The 16,460-nt window shown below is 67.7% G+C and carries 17 protein-coding genes; 6 read left to right on the top strand and 11 right to left on the bottom strand.

The features are described from left to right. Positions 1-33 precede the first annotated feature (33 nt). The 9 genes from rpmA to ACFVJ3_RS11930 all read right to left on the bottom strand — a co-directional run bounded on the left by rpmA (position 34) and on the right by ACFVJ3_RS11930 (position 11,245). Positions 34-297, bottom strand: coding sequence for a 50S ribosomal protein L27 (rpmA, locus tag ACFVJ3_RS11970; RefSeq protein ID WP_005248077.1), 264 nt, complete (start codon positions 295-297; stop codon positions 34-36). 42 nt (positions 298-339) lie between these two features. Beyond that, positions 340-651, bottom strand: coding sequence for a 50S ribosomal protein L21 (gene rplU, locus ACFVJ3_RS11965; RefSeq protein ID WP_005248081.1), 312 nt, complete (start codon positions 649-651; stop codon positions 340-342). Positions 652-857: 206 nt separating this feature from the next. Continuing rightward, positions 858-4,283, bottom strand: coding sequence for a translation initiation factor IF-2 N-terminal domain-containing protein (locus ACFVJ3_RS11960; protein ID WP_378452243.1), 3,426 nt, complete (start codon positions 4,281-4,283; stop codon positions 858-860). Positions 4,284-4,739: 456 nt separating this feature from the next. Then, a complete protein-coding gene (gene ndk, locus ACFVJ3_RS11955; protein WP_378452242.1) occupies positions 4,740-5,159 on the bottom strand; it encodes a nucleoside-diphosphate kinase in 420 nt (139 codons plus the stop codon). Positions 5,160-5,177: 18 nt separating this feature from the next. Continuing rightward, positions 5,178-5,588 carry a DUF4233 domain-containing protein gene (locus ACFVJ3_RS11950; protein ID WP_378452241.1) on the bottom strand — a complete coding sequence of 137 codons (411 nt, stop codon included), beginning with the start codon at positions 5,586-5,588 and terminating at the stop codon, positions 5,178-5,180. Continuing rightward, on the bottom strand, positions 5,585-7,012 hold the full coding sequence (locus ACFVJ3_RS11945; protein WP_378452240.1) for a bifunctional folylpolyglutamate synthase/dihydrofolate synthase: 1,428 nt from the start codon (positions 7,010-7,012) through the stop codon (positions 5,585-5,587). Before ACFVJ3_RS11945 ends, ACFVJ3_RS11950 begins: the two co-directional genes overlap by 4 nt. After that, the gene (locus ACFVJ3_RS11940) at positions 7,009-9,717 is read right to left on the bottom strand and encodes a valine--tRNA ligase (protein ID WP_378452239.1); all 2,709 of its coding nucleotides are present in this window, start codon (positions 9,715-9,717) and stop codon (positions 7,009-7,011) included. Before ACFVJ3_RS11940 ends, ACFVJ3_RS11945 begins: the two co-directional genes overlap by 4 nt. A 56-nt stretch (positions 9,718-9,773) precedes the next feature. Next, positions 9,774-9,926 (bottom strand): hypothetical protein, encoded by a 153-nt coding sequence (locus tag ACFVJ3_RS11935; RefSeq protein ID WP_009474026.1) that lies wholly within the window; start codon positions 9,924-9,926, stop codon positions 9,774-9,776. Between the two features lie 137 nt (positions 9,927-10,063). Continuing rightward, positions 10,064-11,245 (bottom strand): CdaR family transcriptional regulator, encoded by a 1,182-nt coding sequence (locus ACFVJ3_RS11930; protein ID WP_378452238.1) that lies wholly within the window; start codon positions 11,243-11,245, stop codon positions 10,064-10,066. Between the two features lie 121 nt (positions 11,246-11,366). Between ACFVJ3_RS11930 and ACFVJ3_RS11925 the strand changes: the two genes are divergently transcribed. From ACFVJ3_RS11925 to ACFVJ3_RS11910, 4 genes are read left to right on the top strand one after another with little or no spacing between them, the layout of a single operon-like run. Further along, positions 11,367-12,791, top strand: a complete 1,425-nt coding sequence (locus ACFVJ3_RS11925) for a sodium:solute symporter (RefSeq protein ID WP_378452237.1) — start codon at positions 11,367-11,369, stop codon at positions 12,789-12,791. Next, the gene (locus tag ACFVJ3_RS11920) at positions 12,788-12,937 is read left to right on the top strand and encodes a hypothetical protein (RefSeq protein ID WP_378452236.1); all 150 of its coding nucleotides are present in this window, start codon (positions 12,788-12,790) and stop codon (positions 12,935-12,937) included. Before ACFVJ3_RS11925 ends, ACFVJ3_RS11920 begins: the two co-directional genes overlap by 4 nt. Continuing rightward, positions 12,930-13,340 carry a RidA family protein gene (locus ACFVJ3_RS11915; RefSeq protein WP_378452235.1) on the top strand — a complete coding sequence of 137 codons (411 nt, stop codon included), beginning with the start codon at positions 12,930-12,932 and terminating at the stop codon, positions 13,338-13,340. Before ACFVJ3_RS11920 ends, ACFVJ3_RS11915 begins: the two co-directional genes overlap by 8 nt. Beyond that, positions 13,337-14,614, top strand: coding sequence for a D-amino acid dehydrogenase (locus ACFVJ3_RS11910; protein ID WP_378452234.1), 1,278 nt, complete (start codon positions 13,337-13,339; stop codon positions 14,612-14,614). Before ACFVJ3_RS11915 ends, ACFVJ3_RS11910 begins: the two co-directional genes overlap by 4 nt. Positions 14,615-14,863: 249 nt before the next feature. On the opposite strand, the gene ACFVJ3_RS11905 is transcribed toward ACFVJ3_RS11910, so the two are convergent. Continuing rightward, entirely contained in the window at positions 14,864-15,007 is a 144-nt protein-coding gene (locus tag ACFVJ3_RS11905; RefSeq protein ID WP_378452233.1) for a hypothetical protein, read from the bottom strand. Positions 15,008-15,173: 166 nt separating this feature from the next. Continuing rightward, on the bottom strand, positions 15,174-15,485 hold the full coding sequence (gene mihF, locus ACFVJ3_RS11900; protein WP_005248100.1) for an integration host factor, actinobacterial type: 312 nt from the start codon (positions 15,483-15,485) through the stop codon (positions 15,174-15,176). 214 nt (positions 15,486-15,699) lie between these two features. Between mihF and ACFVJ3_RS11895 the strand changes: the two genes are divergently transcribed. Beyond that, positions 15,700-15,840 carry a hypothetical protein gene (locus ACFVJ3_RS11895; protein WP_378452232.1) on the top strand — a complete coding sequence of 47 codons (141 nt, stop codon included), beginning with the start codon at positions 15,700-15,702 and terminating at the stop codon, positions 15,838-15,840. Positions 15,841-15,903: 63 nt separating this feature from the next. Beyond that, on the top strand, positions 15,904-16,455 hold the full coding sequence (locus tag ACFVJ3_RS11890; RefSeq protein ID WP_378452231.1) for an HNH endonuclease: 552 nt from the start codon (positions 15,904-15,906) through the stop codon (positions 16,453-16,455). The last annotated feature ends 5 nt before the right edge of the window (positions 16,456-16,460 follow it).

Raw genomic sequence — 16,460 nt, 5'->3', positions numbered from 1 at the left:
TCCCTCACGGGACGATGCATACTCGCGGCAGGACTAGGCCTCTGCCGCCGCCGGAACGATGTTCACGGTCTTGCGTCCGCGCTTGGTGCCGAACTCGACGGCACCGGCAGAGAGCGCGAAGAGCGTGTCGTCGCCGCCACGACCGACGTTGACGCCGGGGTGGAAGTGAGTTCCGCGCTGACGCACCAGGATCTCGCCGGCGCTGACGGACTGGCCGCCGAAACGCTTCACGCCGAGTCGCTGAGCATTTGAATCGCGACCGTTACGGGAGCTGGATGCACCCTTCTTATGTGCCATGTTCTTGACCCTCCTCGGGGGAAATCAGCTCTGAAGCTCTAGCTACTTGATGCCGGTGACCTTGAGGACCGTCAGCTTCTGCCTGTGGCCCTGACGCTTGTGGTAGCCGGTCTTGTTCTTGAACTTGTGGATCCGGATCTTCGGGCCCTTGGTGTGCTCGACGACCTCACCCGTGACCGAGATCTTGGCCAGCTTGTCGGCGTCGGTCGTCAGATCGGATCCGTCGACGACGAGAACGGGAGCAAGCGAGACAGCAGTGCCGGGCTCACCCTCGATCTTCTCGACCTTGACGAGGTCACCAACAGCGACCTTGTACTGCTTTCCGCCGGTCTTGACGATCGCGTACGTTGCCATCGGAGGGCTACCCCTTGCTTCTTCGAACTTGCTCGCGCCACAGTGTGCGCGACTGGTCTGGTGTGACGGCTAGCTCGGTCGAGATCGCGCAGCCCTCACAGGTGAGGGCACAGCTGACCTTCATCGCCGAGTAGCGACTGGTCAAGGTTACAGGAAGGCAACCGTTCCGTACAAACCGGCGTCGATTGCCTTCCCGAGCTCCCTGGTCAGTTGTCGGCGTCCACCGGCGGGCCGGCGGGACGTGCCGCGGCCCGACGGCGTCGCGGCCTGCGCGGCGCTGCCTGCGAATCCGCGCCGTCCGGCGAGGACGCCGGCGGTCCGCTCACGGCCGAAGCCGACATGGCCGGTTCCGGCTCCGGTGCGTGCTCCACCCCGGGCTCCTGTGTCGGAATCACGAATACGGTCCCGGTGCTCGGGGTTTCGGACACCGGCGCTGCCGCTGCCCTCGACACCCGACGGCTCCTACGCCGCGGCGGGGCCACCGGTTCCGGTTCGGGCTCGCGCTCCACGACGGGTTCCGGGGCCTCGGCGACCGGTGCCGCTTCGGCCGGCGCAGCTTCGACGACCGGCTCCTCGGCCACGGCTTCTTCGGCCACGGCTTCCTCCGCCGCGGGTGCCACGACGGCTTCCGCTGCGACCGCTGCCGGGGCCTCCACCACGGCTTCTTCGATGCCGGGCAGATCCGCCGCCGGTGTCTCCGCCACGGCGGCGACCGGCTGCTCGGGCTCGGGAACCGCCGCGGCAGGCTGCTCGGCCGGTTCCGCCTCGTGCCCGCTGTGCGCGTGCGCGGCCTCCTCCTCGTGATGGTGGTGTGCCATCGCGAGAGCGACCGGGTGGGCCCGCTTGACGGCGACGTCCACCGTCGGGGTCTCCTCGTGCACGGGAGGCTGCGAGGTCTCCCCGCCGGACGACTTGTCGCGTCCCCGCTTCTTGCGGGAGCCACCGGAGTCGCCGCCGCGGGACGACCCGCGCGCACCGTTGTCCTCCGAGGTCTTCACCTCGATCGGCTCGGTGTGGACGATGATGCCCCGGCCGTGGCAGTGCTCACACGTCGTCGAGAACGCCTCGACCAGCCCGGTGCCCAGCTTCTTCCGCGTCATCTGGACCAGGCCGAGCGACGTGACCTCGGACACCTGGTGGCGGGTGCGATCCCGGCCCAGGGCCTCCGTCAGGCGTCGCAGCACGAGATCGCGGTTCGATTCGAGCACCATGTCGATGAAGTCGACGACGATCATGCCGCCGATGTCGCGCAGGCGCATCTGCCGGACGATCTCCTCGGCAGCCTCGAGGTTGTTCCGCGTGACGGTCTCCTCGAGGTTTCCGCCGGCACCGGTGAACTTGCCGGTGTTCACATCGACCACGGTCATGGCCTCGGTGCGGTCGATCACGAGCGTGCCGCCGGACGGCAACCAGACCTTCCGGTCGAGCGCCTTCGCCAGCTGCTCGTCGATGCGGTGCGCCTCGAAGACATCGACACCGTTGTCCGACGTGTGCTGCTCGAGCCTCGGCATGAGGTCGGGGGCGACGGACTTGATGTACGACTCGACCGTCGACCAGGCCTTCTCGCCCTCGATCACGAGCTGGGAGAAGTCCTCGTTGAACAGGTCGCGGATGACCTTCACGAGAAGGTCGGGCTCCTCGTACAGGGCCTGCGGGTTACCGGACTTGCCGGATTCCGCCTTCGCGGCCTGAGCCTCGATCCCGGCCCACTGGTCCTGCAGACGCGTCACGTCGCGGGCGAGTTCGTCCTCGCTCACACCCTCCGACGCGGTCCGGATGATGACTCCGGCGTCCGAGGGCACGATGTCGCGCAGGATGTCCTTGAGGCGCTTGCGCTCCGTGTCGGGCAGTTTGCGGCTGATACCGGTGGACGTGCCGCCCGGCACGTACACGAGGAAGCGGCCCGCGAGGCTGATCTGCGTGGTCAGCCGCGCACCCTTGTGCCCGACCGGGTCCTTGCTGACCTGGACCAGCACCTGGTCGCCCGGCTTCAGCGCCTGCTCGATCTTGCGGGAGTTGCCACCGAGTCCGGCGGCCTCCCAGTTGACCTCACCGGCGTACAGCACGCCGTTGCGGCCGCGGCCGATGTCGATGAACGCGGCCTCCATGCTGGGCAGAACGTTCTGGACGCGCCCGAGGTACACGTTGCCGACCATTGAGGCCGACGCCGACGTTGTCACGAAGTGTTCGACGAGGACGCCGTCTTCGAGCACGGCGACCTGCGTCGTCGCGTGCGGTTGCCCGGTGGCGATGCGGTCGCGCACCACCATCACGCGGTCGACGGCCTCACGGCGGGCCAGGAACTCCGATTCCGTGAGGATCGGCGGACGCCGGCGGCCGGCATCGCGGCCGTCGCGGCGACGCTGACGCTTCGCCTCGAGCCGCGTCGAACCCGTGATGCCCTGGACCTCGTCCTTCGAGCGGCTCTTGTTGCGAGGTTCACGCTCGTGGACGACGGTGTTCGGCGGATCGTCCTCGGACGTGGCCTCTCCCGACCCCTCGCCACCGGACTTGCGACGGCGACGACGGCGGCGGCGACGGCTCGACCCGTCGGAGTCACCCTCACCGGTCTCGTCGTCTCCGGACTCGGCTTCGGCCTGCTCGGCCTCCGCGGGCTTCTCCTCGGAATCCTTCTTCGGCGTCCCTTCGGGCTCCCGAGTCGGTGTCTCGGCGACCTTGTCCTCGCGTGCGGATTCCTCGGCCTCGGCACCCTCGATGTCGGTGTCGATGTCCTGCTCGTTCTGCTGTTCGCCCCGTCCACGACCACGTCCGCGACGGCCGCGCCGACGACGGCGCGGCTGATCGCCGTCGACGTCGGACTCGTCCGACTCGGTGTCGGCGGTTCCGGTGTCGGCGGTTCCGGTGTCCGCGATTCCGGTGTCCGCGATTCCGGTGTCTTTGGCCTTCGCGGGCTCGGCGACGTCCTCGCGCGATTCGGCGACGGGCGGCTGCTCGGTGGTGGGTTCAGGGGTGCCGGCGTCCCGGCGACTGCGCCGGCGACGCGGCGGGGTCTCGACCGCCGCGAGGTCGGGCTGCAGGAACAGCGGGACCTGCGAGACGGCGTGCGGAGTCTCCACGGCAGGCTCGGCGGCGGGCGCCTCGACCTGGTAGGACGCGGTGGTGAACAGGTCACGTCCGAGGTCGCGCTCGGAAACCGCGGCCTCCTCCGGGACGGGCTCGTGGGCGGGAGCTTCCTGGGCCGGAGCTTCCTGCGGAGCCGGAGTCTCCTCGGCCGCCACAGTCTGCTCGGCTGCCGCTTCCTCGACGTCGGCAGCCGAAACCTGTTCCGGTGCGACCTCGACGACAGGTTCGGCGGCCGGGGCCTCCGCGACCGGTTCGACAGCCGGGGCCTCCGCGACCGGTACGACCGCGGCGGGTGGCTCGGTGGGAGCGGCCTGCGCAGCGGTGAAAGCTGCGTGAACACGCTCGGCGACATCGCGTTGCAGGCTCGACTGCGCGCTGCGCAGTTCGGTTCCGAGGGCCGCAGCCTCGGCGAGAACCTGCTTGCTCGTCACGCCCAGCATCTTCGCGAGGGCGTGAACGCGAATCTTCTCCGGAAGAGCGGGAACCGCGCTCCCGGCGGTGGCCGTTTCGTTCGGCTCTGAATTTGTGGGCGGCGCTTGATCGGCCACGTAGTCTCCTCAGCCCCCGGGCGCGTCCACTCCCGTGTCTGGGAGTGTCACGCGGCCACGCGAGGGCGCAGTATGTGTACTCGCGCCCCAGATGTGAGCGCGAGATTGTCTGGTCTCGCTCCACACAGCGCGTGCAGTGTCCGTTTTCACTGCACACCCATGTGGTGCCTTGCGGATGGCCGTCATCCGCGGCGCGAGCGCCTGATCATCCAGCGTGCCGAACGCCCAGGTATTTCCTGTTGACGCAGGGGCAGCGATGAAGGGCATCGAGCCGTGGTGTCATCCGGTCGAAGCCACGTGGTGCACAAATTGCGGTCCGACCACCCCCAGTATCCCACACGTGTGCCGCAGTCCGTGCCAGCGGCGCACGTATCGGTCTGGAACATGTTCCGCACGCGATGGCGCCGCCGGCCCGGAGGGCAGGTCGCTGGGTCGAGGGGTCGGTGGAGAGGTAGGTCAGTTGGCGGCGAGGCGGGGGAACCAGAGGGCGATCTCGCGCTCGGCGGACTCGACCGAGTCGGAGCCGTGAACCAGGTTCTCCTGGGCTTCGAGCCCGAAATCACCGCGAATCGTGCCCGGAACAGCCTTCTCGACGGGGTCGGTGCCGCCGGCGAGCTGACGGAACGCCGCGATCGCCCGGGGACCTTCGAGCACTGCCGCGACGAGCGGGCCGCCCGTGATGAATTCCAGCAGGCCGGGGTAGAACGGGCGGCCTTCGTGCTCGGCGTAGTGGTCCGCCGCGATGTCGCCGGGAGCGGTGCGCAGGTCGAGCGCGGAGATCGTCAGACCTTTCCGCTCGATACGACCGAGGATTTCTCCTACATATCCGCGGGCAACGGCATCGGGCTTGATCAGGACAAGGGTGCGCTCAGTCACGGCGCACAGCCTAAATGGTCAGCCCCGCTGCCCCGGCAGCAGGCCCCGCTCCATTCGCTGGCGGACATTCCGGCGGAAGTAGAGAAGGTATCCCCACAGGATGGCGAAGACCACTCCGACCGACCCGATCGACACGTGGACGAAGAACCCGAGCAGGAGCCCCACCTGCAACAACAGGTTGTACTTCATCGCCCAGGGGCGGCCCTGCAGGCCCGCCCCGAGGATCATGAGCACCGCGAGCCCCACGAGGTACGTTCCGGACCACCAGGTGAGTCCGCCGCCGACCGTCGCGACGACCGGCAAGGCGAGAAGCACCACGATGGCTTCCAGGATCAGAGTTCCCGCGACCACCCCGCGGAATCCCTTCCATGGGTCCTTGGTCGGCGGCCCGAACTCGGGTTCCGAAGCACTCGAGTCTGGCTCGCTCACGCTGGGTCCTTTCCGAAGAGGGTGCGGGCCGCACCGGCGGTCACCACGGATCCGGTGACCACGACGCCCGCCCCCGATACTGCTTCACCGGGCTCGGCGACCTCCTCGGCCAGTCCGATGGCCGTTTCCAGCGCGTCCGCGAGGTTGGGCGCCACGACGACGCGTTCGTCGCCGAACTTGGCGACCGCGAGATCGGCGAGATCGTCGACGTCCATGGCCCGCGCCGAACCGTTGTTCGTGACGACGAGCTCGTCGAACACCGGTTCCAGCGCCGACAGGATGCCGTCGACGTCCTTGTCACCCATCACGCTGACGACGCCGACGAGCTTGCGGAAATCGAACTCGGCGGTCAGGGCGGCGGCGAGCGCACGGGCCCCGTCGGGGTTGTGCGCAGCGTCGAGGAACACGGTCGGGGCGCTGCGCACACGTTCGAGCCGTCCCGGGTTGACGACCGAGGCGAACGCCTCCCGGATTGCGTCCTGGTCGAGCTGCCGTTCCGGGCCCGCACCGAAGAACGCCTCCACGGCCGCGAGCGCGAGCGACGCGTTACGCGCCTGGTGCTCCCCGTGCAACGGCAGGAAGATATCGGTGTAGACGCCGCCGAGGCCCTGGAGTTCGAGCTGCTGGCCCCCGACCGCGATCTGCCGGGCGAGCACCGTGAACTCGGAGCCCTCCCGCGCGACCGCGGCATCCACCTCGACGGCACGGCGGAGCAGCACCTCCATCACTTCCGGCGTCTGCTCGGCGAGGATCGCGACGGCGTCGCGGGGCACGAGCGCGTCCCCGCGGCCCTTCTTGATGATGCCGGCCTTCTCCTCGGCGATCCCGGCCAGATCGTCGCCGAGATACTCGGCGTGATCGAGGCTGATCGGAGTGATCACCGCGATCTCGCCGTCGATGACATTGGTTGCGTCCCAACGCCCGCCGAGGCCCACCTCGACGACGGCGACGTCGACGGGCGCCTCCGCGAACGCGGCGTACGCCATCGCGGTGAGCACCTCGAACTTGCTCATGAGGGGGCCGCCGGCCGCCTGCGACTGCTGGTCGATCATCTGCACGTACGGTTCGATCTCCCGGTACGTGTCGACGTAGCGGCGAGGCGACACCGGGCGCCCGTCGATGCTGATGCGCTCGGTGGCGAGCTGCAGGTGCGGGCTGGTGGTGCGGCCGGTGCGCCGGTGCAGCGCCGTGAGCAGCGCGTCGATCATCCTCGTCACCGACGTCTTGCCGTTGGTGCCGGTGACGTGGATGGCGGGATAGCCGTGCTGCGGCGAACCGAGCACGTCCATCAGGGCCGCGATCCGGGTGAGGGACGGCTCGATCTTCGTCTCGGGCCACCGCTTGTCGAGTTCCGCCTCGACCAGCGTCAGCTCCGCGAGGTCGACAGGGCTGACTTCCTCCGGCGTGAAGTCGGGCGAGGTCACGCGCCTTCCAGCTCCTTCAATCGCTTGGTGATGCGTTCGATTTCTTCCGTCGCGATCTGCTGACGCGTGCGGATCTTCTCCCTGACGGCGTCGGGGGCCTTGGCCAGGAACGCCTCGTTGGACAATTTGGCGGTGGTTCCGGCAAGTTCCTTCTGCGCGGCCGCGAGGTCCTTCTCCAGCCGGGCCTTCTCGGCACCGAGGTCGACGTTGCCGGACGTGTCGAGGTCGACCGTCACGGTCGCCTTGCTCAACCGCACCTCCACCGACGCGGACACCGCGAAACCGTCCTCCGGGTCCGTCAGACGCACCAGCGACGTGATCGCGGCGAGCTGAGTGTCCAGATCGGCCTCGGCGATGCCGCTGATCCGTGCGGGCACCCGCTGCGAGGGTTTGAGCCCCTGATCGCTGCGGAACCGGCGCAACTCGGTCACCAGTCGCTGCATGTCCTCGACACGCTGCGCCGCAACGGCATCCGCGGCGGCCTCGCTCGCCTGCGGCCAGTCCGCCACGACGACGGATTCGTTCTCGGTGAGCGCCTTCCACAGCGTCTCGGTGACGAACGGGATCACCGGGTGGAGCAGGCGCAACAGGGCGTCGAGGACGTTGCCGAGGACTGCCCTCGTGTTCGCCGCGACCGTGTCGTTCTCGGCGAACTGCACCTTGGCCAGCTCGAGGTACCAGTCGCAGACCTCGTCCCACGCGAAGTGGAACAGTGCCTCGCACGCCTTGCTGAACTCGTACCGGTCGAATGAGGCGTCGACCTCCCCGCGCACCTGTTCGAGGCGGTCGAGGATCCACCGGTCGGCGTCGGTCAGCTCGCCGCGCCCCGGCAGCGGCGCCGGCGCGGCCCCGTTCATGAGGGCGAACTTGGTCGCGTTGAACAGCTTGGTCGCGAAGTTCCGTGAGGACTGTGCGTGATCCTCGCCGACGGACAGGTCGCTGCCGGGGTTGGCGCCGCGGGCCAGCGTGAAGCGGAGCGCATCGGCACCGAAGCGGTCGACCCAGTCGAGCGGGTCGATGCCGTTGCCCCGTGACTTCGACATCTTCTTGCCGAACTGGTCACGGACGAGGCCGTGCAGGAACACGTCCTCGAACGGCATCTGCGGTCCGGACTTGCCTTCGCTGAACACCCCGTCGCTTCGCTCGCCCCGCCCCGCGATGGCGTCGTCCTCCGACACGTACGTGCCGAACATCATCATCCGCGCCACCCAGAAGAACAGGATGTCGTAACCGGTGACGAGAACACTTGTGGGATAGAACTTCTCGAGCTCGGGTGTCTTCTCGGGCCAGCCCATGGTCGAGAACGGCCACAACCCGGAGGAGAACCAGGTGTCGAGGACGTCGGGATCCTGCACCCAGCCCTCGGGCGCGGTCTCGTCCGGTCCGAAGCACGCGACCTCGCCGTCGGGGCCGTACCAGATCGGGATCCGGTGACCCCACCACAGCTGACGCGAGATGCACCAGTCGTGCATGTCGTCGACCCAGGCGAACCAACGCGGTTCCTGACTGGCCGGGTGGATGACCGTGTCACCGTTGCGCACCGCGTCACCCGCCGCCTTCGCGAGGGACTCGACCTTCACCCACCACTGCAGCGACAGGCGCGGCTCGATGGACTCACCGGTGCGCTCGGAATGCCCGACGCTGTGCAGGTAGGGCCGCTTCTCCGCGACCACGCGACCCTGCTCGGCGAGCGCCTCGCGCACCTTGACGCGCGCCTCGAAGCGGTCGAGACCGTCGAATTGCGTTCCCGTGTCGGCGATCTTGCCGGTCTTGTCCATGATGGTCGGCATCGGCAGGTTGTGCCGCAGGCCCATCTCGAAGTCGTTGGGGTCGTGCGCAGGCGTGATCTTGACGGCGCCGGTGCCGAACTCGGGATCGACGTACTCGTCCGCGATGATCGGGATGTCGCGCCCCGTGAAGGGATGCTCGAATGTCGTCCCGATCAGATGCTTGTAGCGATCGTCGTCGGGATGGACGGCCACGGCGGTATCACCGAGCATCGTCTCGACACGGGTGGTCGCGACCACGACGTGCGGCTCGTCGTCGTTCAGGGAGCCGTACCGCAGTGAGACCAGCTCACCCTCGACGTCCTCGAACTTCACCTCGATGTCGGAGATCGCCGTCTGCAGCACGGGCGACCAGTTGACGAGTCGCTCGGCCCGGTAGATCAGGCCGTCGTCGTACATGCGCTTGAAGATGGTCTGGACGGCGCGGGACAGCCCGTCGTCCATGGTGAACCGGTCGCGGCTCCAGTCGACGCTGTCACCGATGCGGCGCATCTGGCCGCCGATGGTGCCACCGGACTCGCGCTTCCAGTCCCACACCTTGTCGATGAACAGCTCGCGGCCGAAGTCTTCCTTCGTCTTGCCGTCGACGGCAAGCTGCTTCTCGACCACGGTCTGCGTCGCGATGCCAGCGTGGTCCATGCCGGGCAGCCACAGCACCTCGTAGCCCTGCATCCGCTTGCGGCGGCTCAGCGCGTCCATCAACGTGTGGTCGAGAGCGTGACCCATGTGCAGGCTGCCGGTCACGTTGGGCGGCGGCAGGACGATGGAATAGCCCGGCTTGTCGCTGCGAGGGTCCGCGCGGAAGTAACCGGCGTCTACCCAGCCCTGATACAGATCGTCCTCGACGGAACTGGGGTCCCAGCTCTTCGGGAGGGCATCGGCACGGTTCTGGGGATTTTCTGGAGCTGCACTGGTCACCCGTCGAGTCTAATGAACGCGCGGACGACCGACGACGGGGCTACCGGGCCGCCTCGCTACTGGTCGCTGAACAGCGCGCGGTGCACCTCGGTGGCGGTGCGATGCTCCGGGTCGACGGGACGTAGCGCCTCGCCGGCGTCTTCGCCGCCTGCCTGGGATCCTGCGGTGCTGTGCAGCTCGGAGAAGAGCTGCACGTGATGGTCGTTCAAGGGATTCCTCCGGTTCGTCTGCCGCAACCATTGCGGCAACCACTCGAGAGTGTCGAGTATGCATCGAAATCGCCGCCGATCGGCGGCGACACGGCGACGCCGCGCCGGTGGTGTTCACACACACGCCGGCAGGGGGCTCAGCCGGCCCGCTGTGCCACCACACAGGCGAGGTAGAGCGTCACTCCCAGGCCCGGTTCGTCCAGCGGGCGACCGAGGAGCCGGGCGATCTTGTCGAGCCGGTTGGCGAGGGTATTGCGGTGGACGTGCAGCCGCTTCGCCGCCTGGCTGGAGTTGAACCCGCACTCCCCCCAGGCTATCAGCGTCTCCTGCAGGTGCGGCCAGTCGTTGTCGGTGGTCAACCCGCCGAGCACGGCCCGTGACAGTCTGTCACGAGTTTCCGCAGGTATCACCGACACCGCCTGATGGAGGCGGAACCGGTCGATGTCGTAGACCTGCCCGCGTGGGTCGAGTACCGCGCCGAGCCGGAGCGCGTCGTACGCGTCCTGGGACGAGAGATTGAGCTGCTCGACCCCGTGCGCGATCGAGCCGATCCCCACACGGGTGTCCCATCCCCGTTCGCGGACCAGCGACACATACTTCCGGCACCGGCCCGTCAGAGCCGCATCCGCCGCGGGCGTCGCTGCGGTCATCACGGTGGTGACCGCGACGACCTGCCGGGCGAGCGGTGCGACCAGATCGGTCGCGGAGTCGAAGGCGTCCTGCACGGCGCGCAGGACCCGGTGGGACACGGGCTGCCCCAGGGCGGCGACGTCGTCGGTGTGACTGTCGTAGCCGATCAGCACCATGACCCGGGGAAGGTGCAGATCGTATCCCAGACCTGTTGCCCGCCGCGAGATCTGGGCCTCGGTGAACGTGGAGCGATGCCAGTCACAGATGTCGCGGAGCAGTTCTTCCGCTGCCCGCTCGTAGGTCAGCCGGGTACCGATCCGCGAGGCCTCCTGCATCAGGATTTCGGTCTGCCTCTTGACCACAAGCCCGAACTGTTCGACCTGCTCGGGTGAGCCGGACAGCCCGATCGTGCCCACCACGTCACCGTCGATGACGAGCGGAATGGTGACGCCGGGCAGACTGCCGACGAGGTCGCGGACGTCCGCTGCCGAGTGCGCGATCATGCGCCGCGCACGGATCACCTCGATCGACGCCTCGTGGAACTGGCCGATGCGACGTTCGTCCCCGCTGCCGACCACTGTTCCGGAGGCATCCGTGATGAGCACGTTGAACCCGATGACGTCGGTGATCTCATTCGCGATCTGTTGCGCCAGAGCCTCACTCAGCATCGACAGCCCTTCCGACCTCATCTGGATGATTGTGCATATCGCACAACTGAGTATCGATCTCAGTGTAGATCAAGGTCAACTTGCCTAGTGACCACGGTCACAGACCGTTCCTACGATGGGTTCATCCCAATTAGGAGTTCACATGGCAATCCTCGACTGGATACTTCTCGGTGCCTACTTCCTGCTACTCGTCCTGATCGGCGTCCAGACCATGCGACGCGTCAAGTCGCCGGACGATTTCGCCGTGGCAGGCAACCGAATCATCTGGCCGGTCTTCTTCGGCAGCCTGGCCGCGGCCTTCCTCGGCGGCGGAGCATCGCTCGGCGTCGCCGGCGCCGCCATGCGCGACGGATACGTGTACATGTTCGCCTTCTGCGCGTTCGGCGTTCAGACGGTGCTCGTCGGCTACTTCGTCGCACCGAGACTCAAGAACTACATCGGTGCCCACACCCTCGGCGACATCATGGAGGCACACTACGGCCGACCGGCGAGACTGGTCACCGGCGTACTGTCCGTCGTCCTGTGTGCCGGCATCCTCGGCGCCCAGGCCCTGGCAATCGGTACCGTCGTCAACGCCACCCTCGACGTGCCCACCGTGCCCGCGGTGATCATCGGCATGGGAGTGGTCGTGCTCTACTCCTCGTTCGGTGGGGCGTGGGCGGTAATCCAGACGGATCTGCTGCAGTTCGTCTTCCTGGGAGTGCTACTGCCGGTGGCACTTCTCATCGGGCTCGACGCCGTCGGCGGACCGTCGGCCCTCCTGGACAGTGTTCCCGCCGAGCACCTTTCGTTCATGGGCGACTACTCCCCCGCACAGTTCCTCACGCTCTTCGCGGCACTACTCCTCGGCGAGACGCTGGTCCCACCGTACGCGCAGCGGACGTTCTCCACCCCCGACTCGCGGCACGCCCGTAAGGGCTACGCACTGGCCGGGTTCTTCTCGTTCTTCTTCTTCTTCACCTCGGCGTCCCTCGGGTTGATCGCACTCGTCCTGTACCCGGACATCGAAAGCGATCAGGCGCTTCCGACCGTAGTGATGAATCTGATGCCGGTCGGCGTTCTCGGATTGGTGGTGGCGGCGCTGATGGCAGTCGTAATGTCGACGGCCAGTTCCTATCTCAATTCCACCGCCGTCGTCCTGACCAAGGACATCTACCAGCCACTCAGCCCAACCGAACTGCCACCGTCGAGGCGGCTCACCATCGAGCGGGCCACCAGTGTCGTCGTCGGTGCCGGAGCGACCATCTTCGCACTCAGCGTTCCGTCCATCGTCGACGCCCTTCTCTACAGCTACACATTGTGGGCTCCCACGGTCATCGTTCCGCTGTTCGGCGCCGTGCTGTTCGGCGTGCGGTCCGCTCCGGCGGCACTGTCGGCGATCACGGCGGGCGCGATCGTCACCGCGGTGTGGCAGTGGGGCCTCGACGCTCCGTTCGGACTGGATGGGCTGGTGCCCGGCGTCGTCGCCAACCTGCTCGTCTTCGTCACGGTCGCCGTGGCCACCGCGTCCCGTTATCCGCGCCGGCAGCAGCCTGCCGTCCGCGTCACTGAAGGAGAATTCGCATGATTTCCGTCCTGCTCTATTACGGGGTACCGACCGCCGTCATCGCCGTCACCCTCTGGGTCGGATTCCTCGGCTGGCGCTTCTACGTCAAGGAAGTGCTGCGCGGCGACAACGAGACCACCAAAGCCGGCGAGCGCGACCATGGGTGACATCGTGGACGTTCCCGGCGTGACCACAGCCACCAGCCCATACCCGTCGGCGCGCAGGGTCGGCGACCTCGTATTCGTCTCCGGCCAGGTCTCGTTCGACGACACCGGCAACGTCGTCGGCAACGACGTGGTGGAGCAGACACGTCACTCCCTCACACGACTCGACAGGGTTCTCGCCGCGACCGGCGCAACCTTGCACGACATCGCCTCGGCCACGGTGTATCTCGCGAACGCCGGCGACGGCCCGCGCTTCAACGAGGAATGGATGCGCTGGTTCGCCGCAGAGCACCGACCGGCCAGGGCAACCGTAGTCGCGGACCTGCTGGACCCGAAGCTGCTCGTGGAGATACAGGCCATTGCCGTCACGGGCCGGGGCTCGACCGAAGGAAAGGAAGCGAAATGAAGGTGGCGGTACTCGGAGCAGGGGTCGTCGGTGTGGCGACCGCTCACGCTCTCGCCGAGCGTGGACACGAGGTTCACGTATACGACCGGCGCAGCGAGGTCGCATCCGACACCAGCGCAAGCACCGCCGGACTGATCGCCCCCGGCCACTCCTACGCGTGGGCGTCGCCGTCGGCTCCCACCATGCTGGTCCGATCATTGCTCGGCGCGTCGACCTCGATCCGCGTCCGCCCCCGGGCGGATGCCGAACTCGCCCGGTGGGGTGTGCGATTCCTCCGCGAGTGCACGGCCTCCCGGGCGCGGTCGAACACCCTCGCGAAGCTCCGACTGGCCCGGTACAGCCAGCAGCTGATGGACGAACTCACCGCCCGCGAGAACCTGGAGTACTGCCAGACACGGAACGGCGTGCTGTACCTGTACAGGGACGAAGCGGAACTCGAACGAGCGCAGGTGAACTCGCAGCTGCTCCGCGACCACGGACAGCTGCAGGACGTGCTGGGCCCCGAGGAGATCACGGCCGCGGAGCCCGCCCTTCGGCACGGGACGGCCGCGTTCGCCGGGGCGATCCACGACCGCACCGACGGCACCGGCGACCCGCACCGATTCTCGGTGGGGCTCGCCGAGGAATGCCGAAAGCTGGGGGTCCGGTTCCACCTGGGCACGTCCGTCGTGGGCCTCGAGAGCGACGGCGCGGCCATCACTTCAGCCGTCACCGATCAGGGCGACATTCGCGCGGATGCCTACGTCCTCGCCGCCGGGGCCGCGAGCGCTCTCGTCGCGAGGAGCGTCGGCCTCCGACTGCCCGTTTACCCGGCCAAGGGATACACGCTGACCGCGACCGTCAAGGACCCCGAACGCGCGCCGGTGGTGGGCGGCATCGACGAGAAGACGCTCGTCGCCTGGTCGCGGTTCGGTGACGAACTGAGAATGTCGGCCACCGCCGAATTCGTCGGATACGACCGCAGTCACTCCCCCGCCGACTACGCGGGAATCGTGGACGCGGGAAACGAACTGTTCCCCGGCGCCGTCGACTGGGATACGGCCAGATACCGGACGGGCCTTCGCCCGATGACGCCCGACGGCCCGCCGATGATCGGCCTGGGACGCCGCGACAATCTGTACTTCAACACCGGTCACGGTCACGTCGGCTGGACCATGGCGGTCGGTTCGGCGCGCATCCTCGCGGATCTCGTGGACGAGCGGCGACCGGACATCGACCCGACTCCGTACTCCCCGATTCAGTCCCGTCGACATCCGAGCGGACGAGGCGCGTAACGAAGTGCACTGACCCGACGACTATCCGAGCGTGCCTCCGGAATCGGCGGCGCACCGACCTCGCTGACCGCAACCCCCGACTGCGGTCAGCGAGGTCGGCACACCAGCGCGACGGATGCTTCGCGCTAGCCGCTTTCGGCGTCGCGCTTGGCGAACGCGAGCTGCATTTCCCAGCCCTCGACGTTGCCTTCGTAGGCGGCCGCGCGCCGCTCGGCACTGGGGAGGAAGTCCACGACGAAGACGTCGCCTTCACAGTGTGGTGGTCGCCTTGCCGGGCTCGCCGTCGCCGATGAACCAGCCGGGTTCACTCACCAGCCGGAACACCCGCTCGATGGGGGCATCGATCTGGATCTCGCGCTCGATCCTGTCCTGGGATGAGTCCGGAACGCTCACGATGATCCTCATCCTCACCTCTCGGCAATGTGCTACCTCGCGGTTGCACATCGGTACTCTTTGCGCAACCTTCAGGTTGCACTCGCCGAGGGCAGAGGGCAGGAAAGACGCGTCCGGGCGCCCGCCCGTCGCCGGAAGGCGGTGGGGCGGGCACCCGGGGAACGTGTCAGCTGAAGTGCGCCAGCAGGGCGTCGCGCTGACGGTCGCCGAGGCCACGGAGGCGGCGCGTCGGAGCGATCTCCAGGTTGGCCATGATCTCCTGGGCCTTCACCTTGCCGATCTTCGGCAGGGCTTCCAGAATGGCGCTGACCTTGGTCTTTCCGATGATGTCGTCGACGTCGGCCTTGGAAAGGACCTGCTTGAGGGTGATGTCGCCGGACTTGAGCTTGTCCTTGAGCTCTGCGCGTGCCTTACGAGCGGCGGCGGCCTTCTCGAGAGCTGCTGCCCGCTGTTCGTCAGTGAGCTGGGGAAGTGCCACGATGTCTCCTTCATTCGGGGTACGTATCGAACACCGTAGCGAGAGAACCGCTACTTCACCGCATCCATCGGACGTGTCGCGCGTCCTGTCCGATTCGACAGGCCCCGGCTCACGGGTCCGACGGCGCGAAAAATGCCAGGACGCGGGCGGCGCGCTGTGTCATGCTCGACGTGTTCCGATCGGTTCACACGTCGAGTTCGGGAAGGAAGTAGCGATGCGCGCACTGCCCACAGCCCACACAGCCCGGTTGCAGCCGTCACGCACGGGCGCAGCCTCCTCCTTCCCCGCCGGCAGGCAAGACGAACGCGGGATCATGCCCGCCCCGAAGACCTACCGCTCCGCCCGGCACGCCTGACTCGGCTTCCGTCGCCCGGCGTGCCCCCACCGCCGCGAACCGACGACAGAACCGAGATCTCCCGTGAGGCACCCCACCCGTAACCCACCCGGCAGCACCCTCGACGCCCGCAACTGGTCGCGAGCGGGTGTGCTGGTCCTCAACGTCACGTACGAGGCCCTCTGCGAGATTCCCGCGGAGCGCGCCGTCGTGCTGATCAGCGTCGGTGCGGCCGAGACGGTCGCCGATCGAGAGCCTCCGTTCCCGATTCGCTCGCAACGCGTCGAGATCAGCCTGCCGCAGACCATTCGACTGCTGCGTTACGTCTACGTCCAGCACTCCGTGCTGGTGACCGACAGCAGCCGCGCGACGTTTGCGGGCGTCTTCCGGCGCGACCGCAATCGCTGCGGCTACTGCGCCGAGCCGGTCGCGACGACCATCGACCACGTGCTGCCGAGGAGCCGCGGCGGCCCGAACACGTGGGCCAACCTCGTCGCCTGCTGCGTCCCCTGTAACCAGAGGAAGGCCGACCGCACACCGGAGGAGGCGGGAATGCCGCTCCTCTGGGAGCCGAAGGCGCCCCGGCACATCGAGAAGGCGCAGCGGCAGATCTGGAGGGATCTCGCGGCGGTCTAGCCGCG

The organism is Rhodococcus sp. NPDC127593, assembly GCF_042671975.1.
GTDB lineage: Bacteria > Actinomycetota > Actinomycetes > Mycobacteriales > Mycobacteriaceae > Rhodococcus_F.
This window is presented reverse-complemented; position numbering and strand designations above follow the sequence as displayed.